Annotated in this window: 15 protein-coding genes; 2 read left to right on the top strand and 13 right to left on the bottom strand. The window is 61.0% G+C overall.

The features are described from left to right. Nucleotides 1-117: 117 nt before the first annotated feature. From fdhE to J3A71_RS26390, 7 genes are all read right to left on the bottom strand, one after another. The gene (gene fdhE, locus J3A71_RS26360; RefSeq protein ID WP_023048323.1) at nt 118-1,044 is read right to left on the bottom strand and encodes a formate dehydrogenase accessory protein FdhE; all 927 of its coding nucleotides are present in this window, start codon (nt 1,042-1,044) and stop codon (nt 118-120) included. 4 nt (nt 1,045-1,048) lie between these two features. Beyond that, nucleotides 1,049-1,705: a formate dehydrogenase subunit gamma gene (locus J3A71_RS26365; RefSeq protein WP_096425507.1), complete on the bottom strand. Its 657-nt coding sequence runs from the start codon at nt 1,703-1,705 to the stop codon at nt 1,049-1,051. Next, nucleotides 1,702-2,652 (bottom strand): formate dehydrogenase subunit beta, encoded by a 951-nt coding sequence (gene fdxH / locus J3A71_RS26370; protein WP_096425506.1) that lies wholly within the window; start codon nt 2,650-2,652, stop codon nt 1,702-1,704. The genes J3A71_RS26365 and fdxH overlap by 4 nt, the downstream gene beginning before the upstream one ends. Next, a complete protein-coding gene (fdnG, locus tag J3A71_RS26375) occupies nt 2,652-5,720 on the bottom strand; it encodes a formate dehydrogenase-N subunit alpha (protein WP_139138803.1) in 3,069 nt (1,022 codons plus the stop codon). Before fdnG ends, fdxH begins: the two co-directional genes overlap by 1 nt. A gap of 128 nt (nt 5,721-5,848) precedes the next feature. Next, complete coding sequence (locus J3A71_RS26380) at nt 5,849-6,610, bottom strand: SDR family NAD(P)-dependent oxidoreductase (RefSeq protein ID WP_016484670.1); 762 nt, start codon at nt 6,608-6,610, stop codon at nt 5,849-5,851. 24 nt (nt 6,611-6,634) lie between these two features. Then, nucleotides 6,635-7,420, bottom strand: a complete 786-nt coding sequence (locus J3A71_RS26385) for a TSUP family transporter (protein WP_016484669.1) — start codon at nt 7,418-7,420, stop codon at nt 6,635-6,637. Nucleotides 7,421-7,451: 31 nt separating this feature from the next. Then, nucleotides 7,452-8,477, bottom strand: coding sequence for a TauD/TfdA family dioxygenase (locus J3A71_RS26390; RefSeq protein ID WP_060519291.1), 1,026 nt, complete (start codon nt 8,475-8,477; stop codon nt 7,452-7,454). Between the two features lie 410 nt (nt 8,478-8,887). Between J3A71_RS26390 and J3A71_RS26395 the strand changes: the two genes are divergently transcribed. Then, entirely contained in the window at nt 8,888-10,282 is a 1,395-nt protein-coding gene (locus tag J3A71_RS26395; RefSeq protein ID WP_023048325.1) for a PLP-dependent aminotransferase family protein, read from the top strand. Nucleotides 10,283-10,483: 201 nt separating this feature from the next. On the opposite strand, the gene J3A71_RS26400 is transcribed toward J3A71_RS26395, so the two are convergent. Further along, nucleotides 10,484-11,032, bottom strand: coding sequence for a single-stranded DNA-binding protein (locus J3A71_RS26400; RefSeq protein ID WP_016484656.1), 549 nt, complete (start codon nt 11,030-11,032; stop codon nt 10,484-10,486). Between the two features lie 9 nt (nt 11,033-11,041). Next, the gene (locus J3A71_RS26405) at nt 11,042-12,436 is read right to left on the bottom strand and encodes an MFS transporter (protein WP_016484655.1); all 1,395 of its coding nucleotides are present in this window, start codon (nt 12,434-12,436) and stop codon (nt 11,042-11,044) included. A 129-nt stretch (nt 12,437-12,565) separates the two neighbouring features. On the opposite strand from J3A71_RS26405, the gene uvrA reads away from it, so the two are divergent. After that, nucleotides 12,566-15,400 (top strand): excinuclease ABC subunit UvrA, encoded by a 2,835-nt coding sequence (gene uvrA / locus J3A71_RS26410; protein ID WP_172901722.1) that lies wholly within the window; start codon nt 12,566-12,568, stop codon nt 15,398-15,400. A gap of 73 nt (nt 15,401-15,473) precedes the next feature. On the opposite strand, the gene bfr is transcribed toward uvrA, so the two are convergent. From bfr to rpoA, 4 genes are all read right to left on the bottom strand, one after another. Beyond that, the gene (bfr, locus tag J3A71_RS26415) at nt 15,474-15,938 is read right to left on the bottom strand and encodes a bacterioferritin (protein ID WP_003255449.1); all 465 of its coding nucleotides are present in this window, start codon (nt 15,936-15,938) and stop codon (nt 15,474-15,476) included. Nucleotides 15,939-16,101: 163 nt separating this feature from the next. After that, entirely contained in the window at nt 16,102-17,541 is a 1,440-nt protein-coding gene (locus tag J3A71_RS26420; protein WP_096425505.1) for a catalase, read from the bottom strand. A 171-nt stretch (nt 17,542-17,712) separates the two neighbouring features. Next, nucleotides 17,713-18,099 (bottom strand): 50S ribosomal protein L17, encoded by a 387-nt coding sequence (gene rplQ, locus J3A71_RS26425; protein WP_003255451.1) that lies wholly within the window; start codon nt 18,097-18,099, stop codon nt 17,713-17,715. Nucleotides 18,100-18,141: 42 nt separating this feature from the next. Next, nucleotides 18,142-19,143 carry a DNA-directed RNA polymerase subunit alpha gene (gene rpoA, locus J3A71_RS26430; protein ID WP_003255452.1) on the bottom strand — a complete coding sequence of 334 codons (1,002 nt, stop codon included), beginning with the start codon at nt 19,141-19,143 and terminating at the stop codon, nt 18,142-18,144. Nucleotides 19,144-19,152: the final 9 nt, after the last annotated feature.

Below are 19,152 nucleotides of genomic sequence, written 5' to 3' on the forward strand. Positions count from 1 at the left end.
CCTCTTCGCGGGGCAAGCCCGCTCCCACAGGTATTGCACCGATGTCAAAGCAGGTACTGTACCTGTGGGAGCGGGTTTACCCGCGAAGAAGGCGACTCGGTGTTTCAGTGTAGACACTCACCCACCACCCGGGGCGAGCATCAGGTTGGGCGCCAGGCGATGAAAGCCCTCCTCGTCCAGGCGCATATCCAGCGCCAGGCTGGCCAGGTCATCGGCCAGCGGTTCGGCCGCCGCGTCGTTCTCCAGGTAGTTCTGCTTCAGGTAGCTGTTGCACCCCGGGCAGCATTCGGCGCGCAGCGGCGCCTTGCCCGGCGCGTGGCGGTCATCCTCCAGGCTGGTGTAGCGCAAGTCCTTGCTCGACTCGCAGTACACGCATTTGACCCGCACCACATGCCACTCACAGGCGCACAGCGAACAGGCCAGATAACGCAAACCATTGTGCTTGCCACGGTTGCGCACCACCCCGGCCATAGCCGGCGAACCGCACGCCGGGCACTGGGCCAGGCTACCGGCGGGCTTGAGTTCAGGCGCCGGCAGCGCCAGCAACCAACTGGACCAGGCTGCCTGCAGCGCAGCCCCCAGGAACGGCACCAGTGCTGCAGGCACCGCATCGTACTGGCCAGCCAGCAAGGCAATGCCCCAGCCTTTGCGCTGGTGGTCATCACTGCCGCGCAGCGCCTGCAACGCCTCCCCCATCGGGCCGGTTGTTGCGCCGCTGAAGTGCTCTAGCAGGGCTTGCAACCAGACAAGCCACGGCCCTTCACGCACCAGGCTGTCGGCCGCCAGCGGCGGCAAACCATGGCTTATGCACAGGCGCTGGCGCTCCTCGGCCACCGGCATGCCGGCGGGGGGGTTATCCACAAGCTGCTGCTGGATGCGGCATAACCGTGCAATCAACTGCAGGTAGTCACCAAGGGCATTGCCTTCGGCCAGTTGCTCAAGGCGTGCAGCACGCAGCTCGAACAGATTGGCGGGGGGCAGGTGCAAAAAAGGCGGCGCTACTGCCGACGCTTCAATCTGCCCGGGTTCGAGTATCGTGCTCAAGCGCTTATCCTTCTTTTCGTCCGTGATTGCCCGGTGTCTTGTCACCGGTGACTTCGCGGTACCACAACGCATGGTGCTTGCGCGCCCAGGCACGGCTGACCCAGCCGTGCAGCATGGCGCCGATCGAGCCCTTGATCCAGATGCCGGCGTAAATGTGCACGATGATGCTGAGAATCAGCACGAAGCCCGCCAGCGCGTGAGCCAGCGACGCCAGGCGAATCGCGCCGATGTCGAAGAAATGGCTGAAATACGCCCGCCAGATCACCACGCCGCTAACCAACAACACCAGCATGCACAACAACAGGGTCCAGAACAGCAGCTTCTGCCCTGCGTTGTACTTGCCGATGGGGGGTACGCCGTCCTCGCGGTTGACCATCACCCGATCAATGCGGCGCAACCACTGGCGGTCGTTGGCGGTGATGAAGTTGGCGCGCCAGAAGCGCACCACCAACCCGAGGAAAAACACGAACATCGCCACGCCCATGAACGGGTGCAGGATGCGTGTCCACGGCCCGCCGCCGAACAGATGGCTTAACCAGAACAGCGCCGGGTGAAACAGCGCCAGCCCGGAAAGCCCGGCCATGAAGAACAGAATGGCGACGATCCAGTGGTTGGTCCGCTCGTTGGCGGTGTAGCGCAGGATGGGTTTGTTGTCGTTCATGGCCGCTGCTCCCCTTGCCCACCGGGCTGCTTCGGATCGTAGACATGCACCGCGGGGTCCACTTGGTGCACGCTGTCATCGGGCGGCGTCGGGTGTTCGTCTTCCTCTACCCGCTGCGGGCCAACCCGCACGTAGTGGAAGAACCCCGCCAGCACCGCTGCGCCCATGGCCAGCAGCGCCAGCGGCTTGGTGAAGCCTTTCCACAGCCCCACCAGCGGGCTGATCACCGGCTGGTCCGGCAGGCCGGCGTACAGCCTCGGCGTGTCGGCATGATGCAGCACGTACATCACGTGGGTGCCACCGACGCCGTCCGGGTCGTACAACCCCGCCTTGTCGTAGCCCCGTGACTTCAGGTCGACGATGCGCTCGGCAGCGTGCACCTTCATCTCGTCCTTGCTGCCGAACACGATCGCACCGGTCGGGCAGGTTTTCACACAGGCCGGCTCCAGGCCCACGCTGACGCGGTCGGAACACAGGGTGCACTTGTACGCCTTGTGGTCCTTTTGCGAGATGCGCGGGATGTTGAACGGGCAGCCGGTGATGCAGTAACCGCAACCAATGCAGTGGTCCTGGTTGAAGTCGACGATACCGTTGGTGTGCTTGATGATCGCCCCCGGGCTGGGGCAGGCCTTCAGGCAACCGGGGTCGGCGCAGTGCATGCAACCATCCTTGCGGATGAGCCACTCCAGGTTGCCGTCGTCGCGCTCGTGCTCGGTGAAGCGCATCAGGGTCCAGGTCTCGGCGGTGAGGTCCTGGGGGTTGTCGTAGGTACCGTGGTTGTGGCCGACCTCGTCACGCAGTTCGTTCCACTCCGAGCACGCCACCTGGCAGGCCTTGCAGCCGATGCACTTGGTGGTGTCGATCAGCTTGGCGACTTCCTGCTGCTGACGTACCGAAGACGGTACGGTGGTGGTGGCCGAGCGGGCGATGATGTCTTGGCTGGCCATCAGAGTTTCTCCACTTTGACGAGGAACGACTTGGACTCCGGCGTCTGCGTGTTGCCGTCACCAAGGAATGGCACCAGGGTATTGGTCAGGTAGCCATGCCGCGTTGCGCCGGTGAAGCCCCAATGCAACGGGATGCCGATCTGGTGCACGGTCTGGTTGTTGACCTGCAGCGGGCGAATCCGCTTGGTCACTACCGCCACCGCATCGATATGCCCGCGCTTGCTCGACACCCGCACCCGGTCGCCGGCCTTGATGCCTTTCTCATTGGCCAGCACCTCGCCTATCTCGACGAACTGCTCGGGCTGGGCAATGGCGTTGAGCCGGCAATGCTTGCTCCAGAAGTGGAAGTGCTCGGTCAGCCGGTACGTGGTCGCCGCATAGGGGAACTCGTCGTGCGTGCCGAGGGTGTCCCACACCGAGTCGAAAATGCGCCCGGCCGGGTTGCTGACCACCTTCTTGTTCTGCGGGTGCAGCGGGTTGATGCCAATCGGTGTTTCGAATGGCTCGTAGTGCTCGGGGAACGGGCCTTCGGCCATTTTGTCGATGGCGAAGAACCGCGCCACGCCTTCGGGGTTCATGATGAACGGGTTCATCCCCGCTTCCGGTGGCGAGTCGACCTTGAAGTCCGGCACGTCGGTGCCGGTCCAGGCCTTGCCGTTCCACCACACCAGGCGCTTTTTCTCCGGGTCCCACGGCTTGCCTTGCGGGTCGCTGGAGGCACGGTTGTAGAGGATGCGGCGGTTGGCCGGCCAGGCCCAAGCCCAGTTCTGCACCTGATGCATACCGTAGGGGTCGCTGTTGTCGCGACGGGCCATCTGGTTGCCCTGCTCGGTCCAGCTGCCGGCGAAGATCCAGCAGCCAGACGCGGTGCTGCCATCGTCCTTCAGTTGCCCGAAGCCCGACAGCTGCTGGCCAGCTTTGAGCATGGCGCCGGTGGCGTCGGTAACGTCGGTGACTGCCCAGCCGTTCATCTCCTTGGCCAGCTCCTCCGGGGAGGGCTCTTCAGGGATCTTGTACGGCCAGCTGATGTTCATCAGCGGGTCGGGGTAGGCGCCGCCCTCGGTCTGGTAGCGTTGACGCAGGCGCAGGAACAGCTCGCTCATGATCTGCACGTCGGTGCGGGTCTCGCCAGGGCCGTCGGCGCCCTTCCAGTGCCACTGCAGCCAACGGCTGCTGTTGACCAGCGAGCCGTCTTCCTCGGCGAAGCAGGTGGTGGGCAGGCGGATCACTTCGGTCTGGATACTGGCCGTGTCGACGTCGTTGAACGGCCCGGCATTGCGCCAGAACTCCGAGGTCTCGGTAGCCAGCGGGTCCATGATCACCAGCCACTTGAGCTTGCCCAACGCCGCAGTCACGCGGTTCTTGTCCGGCAGCGCAGCAATCGGGTTGAAGCCCTGGCATACGTAGCCGTTAACCTTGCCTTGGCTCATCATCTCGAACATGCGCAGCACGTCATAGGCAGGCACGTCGAGCTTGGGCAGCCAGTCGTAACCCCAGTTGTTGTCTGCCGTGGCGTTGGCGCCGTACCAGGCCTTCATCAGGCTGACGTGGAACTTGCCATAGTTCTGCCAGTACGACAGCTGCCCAGGGCGCAATGGCTTGGAAGCGCGCTTGTCGATGTAGCTGGCGTAGTCCTGCTCGGCATCGCCAGCCAGGGTCAGGTAACCCGGCAGCGAGTTGGACAGCAGGCCGAGGTCGGTCAGCCCCTGGATGTTGGAGTGCCCGCGCAAGGCGTTGACCCCGCCACCCGGCATGCCGACGTTACCCAACAGAAGCTGGACCATGGCCGCGCTGCGAATGATCTGCGCACCGATCGAGTGTTGCGTCCAGCCCAGCGCATAGAGAATCGTCATGGTCTTGCCCGGTACCGAGCATGTGGCGATCTCTTCCCAGACCTTCATCATGGCATCCTGCGGCATGCCACAGATCATGCTGGCCAGTTCCGGGGTGTAGCGGCTGTAATGCTGCTTCATCAGCTGGAACACACAGCGAGGGTGCTGCAGGGTCGGGTCGACTTTGGCAAAACCGTCCTCACCCAGCTCGTAACCCCAGCCGGACTTGTCGGCATACACACGCTTGGTCTCGTCGTAGCCGCTGAACAGCCCATCCTCGAAGCCATAGCTCTCTTTGACGATGAACGACACGTCGGTGTAGTTGCGCACGTACTCGTGCTGGATCTTGTCAGTACTCAGCAGGTAATTGATCAGCCCGCCCATGAAGGCGATGTCGGTACCGGTACGGATCGGCGCGTAGTAATCCGCGACCGAAGCGGTACGGGTAAAGCGTGGGTCGACCACGATCAGCCGCGCCTTGTTGTGCGCCTTGGCCTCGGTCACCCATTTGAAGCCGCACGGATGCGCTTCTGCTGCGTTGCCACCCATCACCAGGACCAGATTCGCGTTGGCGATATCGGACCAGTGGTTGGTCATGGCGCCACGGCCGTACGTCGGGGCAAGACTTGCCACCGTCGGGCCATGTCAGACACGTGCCTGGTTATCGAACCCCAGCATGCCTGTTGCGCGGACGACCTTGTGGGTCAGGTAGCCAGCCTCGCTAGAGGCGGCGGAGGCAGCAAGAAAACCGGTGGTAAGCCAGCGGTTTACAGTTTGCCCCTGGGCGTTCTTCTCGATGAAGTTGGCGTCGCGGTCCTGCTTCATCAGGCCGGCGACGCGGTCGAGCGCCTCATCCCAGCTCACCCGCACCCACTCCTTGCTGCCAGGCTTGCGCACCTCGGGGTACTGCAGGCGGCTTGGGCTGTGGATAAAGTCCAGCAGGCCGGCACCTTTCGGGCAGAGCGTGCCACGGTTGACGGGATGGTCGGCGTCACCTTCGATGTGGATGATGCTCTGTTTAACGTTTTTGCCCGCATCGCCCTGGCTGTACAGGATCAAGCCGCAGCCGACCGAGCAGTAAGGACAAGTGTTACGGGCTTCTTTGGTATGCGCCAGTTTGAAGTGGCGCACCTGCTCGGCGAAGGCCGGCGTCGGGGCCATGCCCAACGCTGCCAGGCTCGAGCCTCCAAGGCCGACTGCGGCGACCTTGAAGAATTGCCGACGGTTGAGGTCCATCGTGCACTCCTGATCAGGTTTCGGGCGCTCGGGGCATTGCCGGCACCTCGGGTCATCACGGTGGCGGCAAAGTGATGCCGCCAACCGTTAAGACTAGTCAAGAATGGCAAAAGTGCGATTGATCCCGGTCAGCACCGCGGCAGATTGCGCGCCACGTTCAAGGCCGCACTGCTCTGCGCCACCGGCATGATTTCGAGCGTATTGATGTTTACGTGTGGCGGCTGTTCGGCGATCCAGGCAACCATGGCGGCAATGTCCTCGGGCAGGATTGCCTGCACATCACGGTACAACGCATCCACCGCATTCAGGTCGCCGTTCAGGCGTACCACCGAGAAATCGGTCCCGGAACACAGCCCAGGCTCGATGTTGCTGACCCGCACGCGGGTGCCTGCCAGATCGGCGCGCAGGTTCAGGCTGAACTGACGCACGAATGCCTTGCTTGCGCCATAAACATTGCCACCCGGGTAGGGGTAAGTGCCGGCAATCGAACCCATGTTGATGATCATCCCACTGTCGGCTTCGACCATCTGTGGCAACACCGCATGGGTGACCATGGCCAGGCCGGTTATGTTTGTGTCGATCATGCGCTGCCAGTTCTCGGCGCTGCAGGCCTGAGCCCGCTCGATACCCAGCGCCAGGCCTGCGTTGTTGACCAGCACATTGATGCTCGACGCAGCTTCGTTGATCTGCGCCACTGCTGCGCTGATCGACTGCCCATCAGTCACATCCAGCGCCAGTGGAATGAAGTTGTCGCCAAGCTCATGCTCCAGTGCCTGCAGCTTGTCCATACGGCGGGCACCACCGATCACACGGTAGCCCTTGGCAACCAAGGTGCGGCATATGGCTCGGCCAAAGCCTGAGGAGGCGCCAGTCACGAATGCAGTTTTCATCAGGTTTGTCTCCCAGAGGTATTGTCAGACCAGGTACTTCACGCCCAGGCTGGTGAACAGGCACAGCATGGAAAACACCAACACCTTGCGTACCACGTCATTCCCTTTGCGCAGTGCTAATGCACTGCCCATGTGATTGCCGAGGATGTTGCATGCCACCAGCGGCAACGCCAGCAGATAGACAACCTTGCCGGCCATGATGAATGCGACCAGCGCACCGATATTGGAGGCGAAGTTGAAGGTCTTGGAGTTGGCCGAGCTGGAAACCAGGTCCATGCGCAGCAGGTAGTGAAACGCGATGATGAACATGCTGCCGGTACCTGGGCCGAAGAAGCCGTCGTAAAAGCCGATGGCCAGACAGGTCAACGGCACGACGGTGTAGAGCATCCGCGCCGACAGCACTCGCTCCTCTATCGGGCGGTCCTTGGGGGTGAGGAAAATCAGAATGCCGAAAGGGATCAATGCAAGGATGATCTTGCCCACGGTTTCCTGAGAGATCGAGACAATCAGGTGCGCTCCCAGGTAGGCGCCGAGCAGTGAGAAAGGTACGCCAACCAGTGCCACCTGCCAGACCATCTTGCTGTTGGCCAGGAAGTTGCGGATCGCGGCCAGCGTACCCAGCGTACTGACCAGTTTTTCCTGCCCCAGCGCTACCTGAGGCGGCATGCCCACCAGCAAAAACCCTGGCACCAGAAACAACCCGCCGCCCCCGGCAATGCTGTCCACAAAGCCCGCGACAAAGGCAATGGCGCCCAGCAGCAGGATCGCCAGCAGCCAGTGTTCCGCCCAGTAAGCGCCTAACAGTTCCATAGCAGTAATTCCGTCGAAAAATGAAGAGAAATCAGGAGAGCACTTCGTAAAGGTGATCGGCCCGGGCAAAGCGCACCCGGTTCAGGTCGTTGACCGCGAACACCCGTAGCAGCCAACGGTCAGCACCGTCGTTCTGCGGCTCGAAACCATCACGGGCATGCAGCACGCGCTGGTTCTTGAAGATCATGAAATCGCCTGGCAGCAGCAGGTGAGGCTCATCGAAACGCCGGGTTTCCAACAGACCGCGCAGGGTGGCCAGGGCCTGCTCGGCTCGCAGGTTCAGCCCGTGGGTGTTCTCGCTGTCGAAGCGGCACAGCCACTCGCCTGAATGGCCGCGCACCAGTACCGGCAACTCAGCGGTGCAACGGCGGTTACCGGTGAACGAATCAGGGCGGCGGATTTCGAACTGCGCTTCGCACAGTTCACGCACGGTGGCCAAGGGCAGCGACGCGATCACTGCGTCAAGGTTGACCAAGGTGGTACTGATACGCGGGTCACAGCGCATACCGAAGAACGACAGGTATTCCGGGCAGCAGGAAACACTACCCAGCGGCTCGGAGGACAATGGCAGGTCCGGATTGTCGACGTGATAGGAGAAGCGCAGCCGCGAGCCATGTGAACTCTTTTGGCTGGATGAAGTACGGGCAGGGATTACATGGCGAAACAGACGCCCGTCATTTTCACCCTCGTAGACAACCGGGTTGATGCCCATCAGATGCTGCATGGTCAGGCTGACAAGACAGGCAATCGGCGTGCTGCGCGGGCTGAGCACACCAGAGTAAGGGGTCGGAGGCACATCGCGATCGCGTGGGCAATTACGCACAATCATGCTGGTCAGTTGCGGATCCTCAACGAAACCCCGGATTTGCTGGCACAGTGCTTTGCCCAGGACCTCTTGCGCCTGCTCCTTGAGTTGCGGGTAAAGCTCTTTGCTGGTTTCGAAATCGAGCGGCGTATTGCTCAGCAAGGTTTGCCAGGCGCTGGAGACTACCCAGGGCAGGCGGATTTCCAGTGAGGTTTGAGGCTCGGCTGCTTGTTGCAGGTGTGCGCTTTCCATTTCAGGTGCTATTCCATTGGCCATTCGGTGTCTTGCTATGCCGGGCAGACGCGGCAGTTTTTGAAACCGTTCACACTTGAGCGATACGAGCGAGAGGTGCCGCTCCAGGCACCACCACATTGCATCGACTCAATCATTGTAATTACAAAAATAAACTCGATTCAATTACTTTGATTGGCCGATTGCCACCATCATTGAATCGACTCAATCAGCTTATTGATTTCAAAAGATTTCTTTTAGCAGCGCTTTTAACGCGTGATCACGCGCGTGCACACCGGGCCAAGGCGAGCCCGCAGTGATGCGCGCCGATTCGCACCAATAGAGTTAATTCACACATCGGAAACGCGATTACCCCGATAAGAGCTTTCGTGCTAGGCTTCCGCGTTCTTGCAGATTCTGGTGCCATTTCCATGTGGGTTCCTCACTACAGCGACCTGGCGCAGCCGGTCTACCTGATGATTGCCGATGCTCTTGAACAGGACATTGGCAATGGCCGTCTGGCGCCAGGCGACCGCCTGCCAACACTCAAGGATCTCGCCGAGTCATTACAGGTGACGCCTGGCACTATCGGACGCGCCTATGACGAGGCCGCCAAAAGGGGTTTGGTGGTTGGCGAGGTTGGTCGGGGGACTTTCGTCCTGCAGCAACGGCCGGCGCGTGCCCCTGCCCCCACCGCATCTTTGCGGCCAGCACCGCCCAAACATGAAAGCGGCCAGATTGACCTTTCGATCATCAAGCCCAACGACGCGCACATGGCCGACTGGCTGCGCAGAGCAATTACCGAGCTGGCCTCATCCCCCGACCTTGACCAAGTGCTCGACTACGTTACTGACGGTGGCCATGCGACGCACAAGCAGGCTGGCGCCAGCTGGATTCAGCGCTGGCTGCCCGACGCTCGCGCGCAACAGGTGGTGCTGACCTCCGGCGCTCAACATGGGCTGCTGGTGGCCATCAGCAGCTTGTCGAAAAGCGATGATGTGATCCTCTGCGAGTCGCTCTGCTACCCCGGCATCATCTCCCTTGCCCACAGCATGGGCCGCCGTTTGCGCGGGGTAGCCATGGACGAGCACGGCCTTATTCCGGAGGCCTTGCGGGCCGCCTGCCAGGAGCACCGGCCGTCGCTGCTGGTATGTGTGACCACTCACCAGAACCCGACCAATTCGGTAATGCCGCACGCGCGCCGCGAGGCTATCGCGCAGATTGCCCGCGAGTTCGACCTGTTCATCGTGGATGACGATATCTACGGTTTCCTCGAACCGGCGCCTGACTACAAACCCTTGGCCGCCTATGCACCTGAGCGCTCGGTGTACCTGACCAGCCTGTCCAAAAGCGTGCTGCCGGCCCTGCGTATCGGCTACCTCTACGCGCCGCCACAAACGCTTTCACGGTTGTCGTCCATGGTGCGCAGCAGCGTCTGGATGCCCTCCCCGCTGATGGCCCAGTTGGCCAGCAACCTGATCAACAGCGGTATGGCCGATCAGCTGGTGCGGGAGCAGCAGGAAGAAGCCGCCGCACGGCAGCTCATGGCACAGGAAATCCTGGGCAGGTACAAGATTCGCAGCCAGCCCAACAGTTTCCATATCTGGCTGGAACTCCCTGAACCATGGACCAGCGATGAATTCGCCAACCTGGCGCGCAACAATGGCGTCACCGTGGTCAGCGGCAGCCAGTTTCTGCCTGAGCGCACACCCGCCAGCTGTGGCGTGCGTATCGCCCTGATGACGCCAAGCCGTGCCGAACTCAGCTTTGCCTTGACCAAACTCGCCAGCTTGCTGGATTCATCCGAACCACGGCTTTTCTACTAGCAATGAGCGAGGGTGAAGGGTGCTCACGAATCCGCTGACACGCCGGCGGCATTGGCATCAGTGGCGCAACGCCGAGTCCTCAACATGCAGCTTGGCTACGCGGCGGGGCGCGGCGCTCCCTCAGTATCGGAGGGGGCGCGCATAAAAAAACCCAGGGAAATGCCCTGGGTTTTCGATGTAGCGGACGCGTTACCGGTCGTGTCAGAACGGAATATCGTCATCAAAGCTGTCAAAGTCCGCAGCCGGCTGAGGCGCGGGCTGTTGCGGCGCCGGGCGCTGAGGGGCCTGTTGCGGGCGCTGAGCCTGTTGGCGAGGCGGTGCCTGGTTGTATTGCTGGGGCTGGCCACCCTGGTTGTAGTTGCCGCCACCCTGGTTGTACGGGTCGCCGCCCTGCTGCTGACCCTGTGGACGGCCGCCAAGCAGCTGCATGGTGCCGTTGATGTCGACGATGATCTCGGTGGTGTAGCGCTTGATGCCGTCTTTTTCCCACTCGCGGGTCTGCAGCTTGCCTTCGATGTAGCACTGCGAACCTTTGCGCAGGTACTCGCCGGCGATTTCGGCAACCTTGCCGAACAGCGACACACGGTGCCATTCGGTACGCTCGACCTTCTGGCCCGACTGCTTGTCGGTCCACTGCTCGCTGGTGGCCAGGCTCAGGTTGGTCACGGCGTTACCGTTGGGCAGGTAGCGGACTTCGGGATCCTGGCCACAGGTGCCGACCAGAATGACTTTGTTAACCCCACGGGCCATAACGTTCTCCTAGGCTTCGCACGCCGAAGAGGCCGGGTTAACCAGGCGCTCAAGGGTCGTACGGTCCAAAATTTTCGTATCCAGTTTGATATAGATGGCGGCTTCGTCTTCCACCACAACGGCGTCGGTTACACCCGGCACGGCCATCAGGCGCTCGGTCAGGCCGGCTTCCCGGACTGCCTCTGGCGTCAGCGGCATGCGCAGGCTGGTCACATAGGGCGGCTCGTTCATGCGCAACGCGACGACCAGCCAGATGGCACACAGTACCGCGCAACCGAGGAACACCATGTTCAGCCCGCCGTGCTGGAATAACCAGCCACCGAGGATTCCTCCCAAGGCAGCGCCGAGGAACTGGCTGGTGGAATAAACCCCCATTGCCGTCCCCTTGCCACCGGCAGGCGACACCTTGCTGACCAGCGAAGGCAGCGAAGCCTCCAGCAGGTTGAATGCGGTAAAGAATACCACGGTGCCAATCACCAGTCCGCGCAAACCGTCAGCCCACTCCCAGAAGTATATCTCTGTCAGCAGCAGGACACTGACCGCGCCAGCCAACACGCGTTTCATCTTGCGCTTTTTTTCGCCGTAGATGATGAACGGGACCATTGCAAAAAATGAGATGAACAGCGCGGTCAGGTATACCCACCAGTGCTCCTCCTTGGGCAGCCCCCCGCGCTCGACGAAGGCCAGGGGCAATGCGACGAAGCTGGCCATGAGGATGGCGTGCAGCACGAAGATGCCCAGGTCCAGGCGCAGAAGGTCCGGATGGCGCAGGGTCGGGCCGATGGCCTGGCGTGCCACACCCGACTCACGGTGCTGCAAAATGCTGTGCGTGTTGGGCACGACAAAAGCGACCAGCAGGATGCCGACCAAGGCAAGCCCGGCCGTGGCCAGGAACAATCCTGACAAACCGAAGGCACTTGTCAGCAATGGGCCGACGACCATGGCGACAGCGAACGACAGGCCGATGCTCATGCCGATCATGGCCATGGCCTTGGTCCGGTGTTGCTCGCGGGTGAGGTCGGACAGCAGCGCCATGACTGCGGCAGAAATCGCCCCGGCGCCCTGCAGGATACGCCCGGCGATCACCCCCCAGATGGAGTCGGCCTGTGCCGCCAGCACGCTGCCCAGGGCAAAGATCACCAGCCCCAGGTAAATCACCGGCCGACGGCCGATGCGGTCGGAAATCATGCCGAACGGGATCTGCAGTACCGCCTGGGTCAAGCCATAGGCACCGATGGCCAGGCCGATCAGCGCTGGCGTGGCGCCGGCCAGGTCCATGCCGTAGGTGGCCAGTACCGGCAAGACCATGAACATGCCCAGCATACGAAAGGCAAAGACCAGGGCAAGGCCGCCAGCGGCGCGGGTTTCGCCGCCACTCATGCGCTCGTTGTGGGTGTCGTGCATGGATTAACCTCATGTGAACCGGCGGCGATTCTATCAGTCCGACAGCTTGACGGCATCTACGCGACGCTTTGCCGCGTACTGGCAGGGCGCCGTATACTTCTTTGTTTATGCCCGCCGAGCGAGGCCGCAGTGGACAAGATCCTGATTCGTGGGGCACGTACCCACAACCTGAAGAACATCGACCTGACCCTGCCCCGGGACAAGCTGATCGTGATCACCGGCCTGTCCGGTTCCGGCAAGTCGTCCCTGGCGTTCGACACCCTGTACGCCGAAGGCCAGCGCCGCTACGTGGAATCGTTGTCGGCCTATGCCCGGCAGTTCCTGTCGATGATGGAAAAGCCAGACGTCGACACCATCGAAGGCCTGTCGCCGGCCATTTCCATCGAGCAGAAGTCGACCTCGCACAACCCTCGCTCCACGGTTGGCACCATCACCGAAATCTACGACTACCTGCGCCTGCTATATGCCCGCGTCGGCACGCCACGTTGCCCAGATCACGATATTCCGCTGGAGGCGCAAACGATCAGCCAGATGGTCGACCTGGTGCTGGAGCGCCCGGAAGGCACCAAGCTGATGCTGCTGGCACCGGTCGTGCGCGAGCGCAAAGGTGAGCATCTGGCGGTGTTCGACGAACTGCGCGCCCAGGGCTTTGTGCGGGCCCGGGTAAACGGCAAGCTCTACGAACTTGATGAACTGCCCAAGCTGGACAAGCAGAAGAAGCACAGCATCGATGTGGTAGTGGACCGCTTCAAAGTCCGTGCCGACCTGCAGCAGCGCCTGGCCGAATCGTTCGAGACCGCACTCAAACTGGCCGACGGCATCGCCCTGGTGGCGCCAATGGACGACGAGCATGGTGAAGAGATGATTTTCTCCGCCCGCTTCGCCTGCCCGGTCTGCGGACATGCCATCAGTGAGCTGGAACCGAAACTGTTCTCCTTCAACAACCCGGCTGGCGCCTGCCCGACCTGTGATGGCCTGGGGGTCAAGCAGTTCTTCGACACCAAGCGCCTGGTCAATGCCGAACTCACCTTGGCCGAAGGCGCCATACGCGGCTGGGACCGGCGCAACGTGTACTACTTCCAGATGCTGGGTTCGCTGGCCGCGCACTACGGCTTCAGCCTGGAGGAACCGTTCGGCGAGCTGTCGGCCGAACACCAGAAGGTCATCCTGCAAGGCAGTGGCAAACAGACTGTCGACTTCAAGTACCTCAACGACCGTGGCGATATCGTCAAGCGCTCGCACCCGTTCGAAGGCATCGTGCCGAACCTGGAGCGCCGCTACCGCGAGACCGAGTCGGCCACCGTGCGCGAGGAACTGGCCAAATTCCTCGGCACCCAGCCCTGCCCGGATTGCCGGGGCACCCGCCTGCGCCGTGAGGCACGCCATGTCTGGGTAGGCGAAAAAACCCTGCCGGCAGTGACCAACCTGCCCATCGGTGAGGCCAGTAGCTACTTTGGCGAACTGACCCTGACCGGGCGCCGCGGTGAGATTGCTTCGAAGATTCTCAAGGAAATCTGCGAACGCCTGCAGTTCCTGGTCAACGTCGGCCTCGACTACCTGACCCTCGACCGCAGCGCCGATACCCTCTCCGGGGGCGAAGCGCAGCGTATCCGCCTGGCCAGCCAGATCGGCGCCGGCCTGGTCGGGGTGATGTACATCCTCGATGAACCGTCTATCGGCCTCCATCAGCGCGATAACGACCGCCTGTTGGCTACCCTAAACCATCTGCGAGACCTGGGTAATACAGTGATCGTGGTGGAGCATGACGAGGACGCCATTCGCCTGGCCGACTACGTGGTCGACATTGGCCCTGGGGCCGGTGTGCACGGTGGGCAGATCGTCGCCGAAGGCACGCCGCAGCAGGTCATGGACCACCCCGACTCATTGACCGGTAAATACCTGTCCGGCCGCAAGAAGATCGTCGTACCCGGCAAGCGCACGCCCCGCAACAAAAAACTGCAGCTCAAGCTCAAGGGCGCGCGCGGCAACAATCTGCAGAACGTCGATCTGGAAATCCCGATCGGCCTGCTGACCTGTGTGACCGGGGTATCCGGCTCGGGCAAGTCGACGCTGATCAACAACACCCTGTTCCCGCTGGCAGCCACTGCCCTCAATGGTGCAAGCACCCTGGAAGCGGCCCCGCATAGCAGCATGGACGGCTTGCAGCACCTGGACAAGGTGGTGGATATCGACCAGAGCCCGATCGGCCGCACCCCGCGCTCGAACCCGGCGACCTACACCGGCATCTTCACGCCGATCCGCGAGCTGTTCTCCGGCGTACCGGAGTCGCGCTCACGCGGCTACGGGCCGGGGCGCTTCTCGTTCAACGTCAAGGGCGGCCGCTGCGAGGCTTGCCAGGGCGACGGCCTGATCAAGGTAGAGATGCACTTCCTGCCGGACATCTACGTGCCATGCGACGTGTGCAAGAGCAAGCGCTACAACCGCGAAACCCTGGAGATCAAGTACAAGGGCAAGAACATCCACGAGGTGCTGGAAATGACCATCGAGGATGCCCGCGAGTTCTTCGACGCAGTACCCGCGCTGGCGCGCAAGCTGCAAACGTTGATGGATGTGGGCCTGTCGTACATCAAACTGGGCCAGTCGGCCACCACGCTGTCTGGCGGTGAAGCGCAGCGGGTGAAGTTGTCACGCGAGCTGTCCAAGCGCGATACCGGCAAGACCCTGTACATCCTCGACGAACCTACCACAGGCCTGCACTTTGCTGATATCCAGCAGTTGCTGGACGTACTGCATCGCCTGCGCGACCACGGCAACACTGTGGTGGTGATCGAGCACAACCTGGATGTGATCAAGACCGCCGACTGGCTGGTGGACCTGGGGCCTGAGGGTGGTTCCAAAGGAGGCCAGATCATTGCCTGCGGTACACCCGAAGAGCTGTGTGAGATGAAACAGTCGTATACCGGGCATTACCTGAAGCCGCTGCTGGCACGTGATCGGGCCTGAATGTTTCCGATGCAATGAAAAGCCCCTGGTACCGTCGGTGCCAGGGGCTTTTTTTGTTGAAACTGTGGATTAATTACATCTGCGATTGCAGGTAGTTCTCCAGACCAATGGCCTTGATCAGCCCTTGCTGCTTTTCCAGCCAGTAGGTGTGATCTTCCTCGGTGTCAGCCAACTGCGCTCGAAGAATGTCACGGCTGACGTAGTCCTTGTGCAGCTCGCACAGCTCAATGCCTTTGCACAGGGCGCCACGCACCTTGTATTCAAGTTTGAGGTCAGCCTCGATCATTTCCGGCACGGTGCTGCCGACTTCCAGGTCGTCCGCGCGCATGTCAGGGGTGCCTTCGAGCATGAGGATGCGACGCATCAGGGCATCGGCGTGCTGCGTCTCTTCTTCCATCTCGTGATTGATGCGCTCGTAGAGCTTGGAAAGGCCCCAGTCTTCGTACATGCGCGAATGGATGAAATACTGGTCGCGTGCCGCCAGTTCGCCCTTCAGCAGCGTGACGAGATAGTTGATTACGTCTGGGTGGCCTTGCATCGCCATGGTTCTCCATGTGAAAACGTCTATGCCACATAGTGTGAACCAGCTTTTGCCTGCGGTCACTGAAAAAGGCGCAATCCGACGCAAAAAAACGGTTAAACAGTAGTGATATTCATTGAAAAACCGCCCAAATGAGGGCGGTTCTGCTTATCACTTAGAGTCAGGCCAGGTTGATGCCCAACGCCTTGGCAATGCCTTCGCCATAGGCCGGGTCAGCCTTGAAGAAGTACTGCAACTGGCGCTGGATCACGTCTTCGCTGACACCTGCCATGGTCCCGGCGATATTGCTGATCAGCAACGCCTTCTGCCCTTCGCTCATCAGGCGGAACAGCGCGCCGGCATGGCTGAAGTAGTCGGTGTCCTCACGGTGATCGAAACGGTCTGCCGAACCGTTCAGAGCCAGGGGTGGCTCGGCATGGCGTGGTGACTGCTTCGGCGCCTCAGCGTAGCTGTTGGGCTCGTAGTTAGGGGCACTCCCATAGCTGCCCGTGGCCATGGAGCCATCGCGCTGGTAGCTGTTGACTGCGCAGCGTGGCGCATTCACAGGCAAGTGCTGGTGGTTGGTGCCCACACGGTAGCGGTGCGCGTCTGCGTAGGCGAATACACGGCCCTGCAGCATGCGGTCCGGCGACAGGCCAACCCCTGGCACCATGTTGCTCGGCCCGAACGCCGCCTGCTCGACTTCGGCGAAGTAGTTGAGCGGGTTACGGTTGAGCTCCAGCACGCCCACCTCTATCAACGGATAATCCTTCTGCGACCAGGTCTTGGTGACGTCGAAGGGGTTCTCGTCTCGGCTGGCAGCCTCGGCTTCGCTCATCACCTGAATGCATACGGTCCAACGCGGGTAGTCGCCACGTTCAATGGCTTCGAACAGGTCGCGCTGGGCGTAGTCCGGGTCAGTACCCGCCAGGCGTGCAGCATCTGCCGGCGCGAGGTTCTTGATGCCTTGCTGGGTCTTGAAATGCCATTTGACCCAGGTACGCTCGCCATTGGCGTTGATCAAACTGTACGTGTGGCTGCCGAAGCCGTGCATATGCCGATAGCCGTCCGGAATACCACGGTCCGAGAACAGGATGGTGACCTGGTGCAGCGCCTCGGGCGAGTGCGACCAAAAATCCCACATCATCTGGGCGTTCTTCAGGTTGGACTGCGGATGGCGCTTCTGGGTGTGGATAAAGTCGGGGAATTTCAGCGGATCGCGAATAAAGAACACTGGCGTGTTATTACCCACAATGTCCCAGTTGCCTTCTTCGGTGTAGAACTTGACGGCAAAGCCACGAGGGTCGCGTTCGGTGTCTGCAGAGCCACGTTCGCCACCGACAGTGGAGAAGCGCAGAAAGGTTTCTGTTTGCTTGCCGACCTGCTCAAACAGCTTGGCGCAGGTGTAGCGGGTGATGTCGCGATTGACGGTAAAGGTGCCGTAGGCGCCCGAGCCTTTGGCGTGCACACGGCGCTCAGGAATGTTCTCGCGGTTGAAATGGGCGAGCTTCTCGATCAGGTGGAAGTCGTCGAGCAACAACGGGCCACGCGGGCCGGCGGAACGGGAGTTCTGGTTGTCGGCTACGGGTGCACCGCTGGCGGTGGTAAGAATCTTGCTCATGGGCTCTCCTTATCGGTCTTCAAGCGCCGGCTAATCGGCTTGGAGAGAGTATCAACGAGCAAGGTTACAGGGACAAATTCATTACATGACTTGTATCAATAGAAATTAACAATACAAACAGACACAAAAAACCGGGCACTAGGCCCGGTTCTTTGTAGCAGACAGAACGTCTTACTCAGCAGCTTCTACAGCACCGCCGACCGGACGATCAACCAGCTCGACGTACGCCATAGGCGCGTTGTCGCCAGCGCGGAAACCGCACTTCAGGATGCGCAGGTAGCCGCCCTGACGGGTGGCGTAACGCTTGCCCAGGTCGTTGAACAGTTTGCCAACAGCGGACTTCGAACGGGTACGGTCGAAGGCCAGACGGCGGTTAGCAACGCTGTCTTCCTTGGCCAGGGTGATCAGCGGCTCGGCAACGCGGCGCAGTTCCTTGGCTTTCGGCAGGGTGGTTTTGATCAGCTCGTGCTCGATCAACGACACTGCCATGTTCTGGAACATAGCCTTGCGGTGAGAGCTGGTACGGCTCAGGTGACGTCCACTTTTACGATGACGCATGATTCATTCCTTACCAAACACAACGTTCGGTGATTACGACGATCAGGCGGTCGCCTTGTCGTCTTTCTTAAGACTTGCAGGCGGCCAGTTGTCGAGGCGCATGCCGAGAGACAGACCACGAGAGGCCAGGACGTCCTTGATTTCAGTCAGGGACTTCTTGCCCAGGTTAGGAGTCTTCAACAGCTCTACTTCGGTACGCTGAATCAGGTCGCCGATGTAGTAGATGTTCTCCGCCTTGAGGCAGTTGGCCGAACGTACAGTCAGTTCCAGGTCGTCAACCGGACGCAGCAGGATCGGATCGATCTCGTCTTCCTGCTCGACTACGACAGGCTCACTGTCACCTTTGAGGTCGACGAACGCGGCCAGCTGCTGTTGCAGGATGGTCGCAGCGCGGCGGATAGCCTCTTCAGGATCCAGGGTGCCGTTGGTTTCCAGATCAATGACCAGCTTGTCCAGGTTGGTACGCTGTTCAACACGGGCGTTTTCGACCACATAGGCGATACGACGCACCGGGCTGAACGAAGCGTCCAACTGCAGACGGCCAATGCTACGGCTTTCGTCTTCGTCGGTTTGACGGGAGTCGGCCGGCTCGTAACCGCGACCACGAGCTACAGTGAGCTTCATGTTCAGGGCGCCGTTCGACGCCAGGTTCGCGATTACGTGATCGGGGTTGACGATCTCGACATCGTGATCCAGCTGAATATCGGCAGCGGTAACCACCCCCGAACCCTTTTTCGACAAGGTCAGCGTAACTTCGTCACGACCGTGCAGTTTGATAGCCAGGCCTTTCAGGTTCAACAGGATTTCAATTACGTCTTCCTGTACACCTTCGATCGCGGAGTACTCGTGGAGTACGCCATCGATCTCGGCCTCGACTACTGCACAGCCAGGCATGGAGGACAACAGGATGCGGCGCAGCGCGTTGCCCAGGGTATGGCCGAAACCACGCTCGAGAGGCTCGAGCGTAATCTTGGCGCGGGTCGGACTGACTACCTGCACATCAATGTGGCGGGGAGTCAGGAACTCATTTACCGAAATCTGCATGGATGCACC

The organism is Pseudomonas sp. PvP089 (assembly GCF_017875165.1).
Taxonomy (GTDB): Bacteria; Pseudomonadota; Gammaproteobacteria; order Pseudomonadales; family Pseudomonadaceae; genus Aquipseudomonas; species Aquipseudomonas fortuita.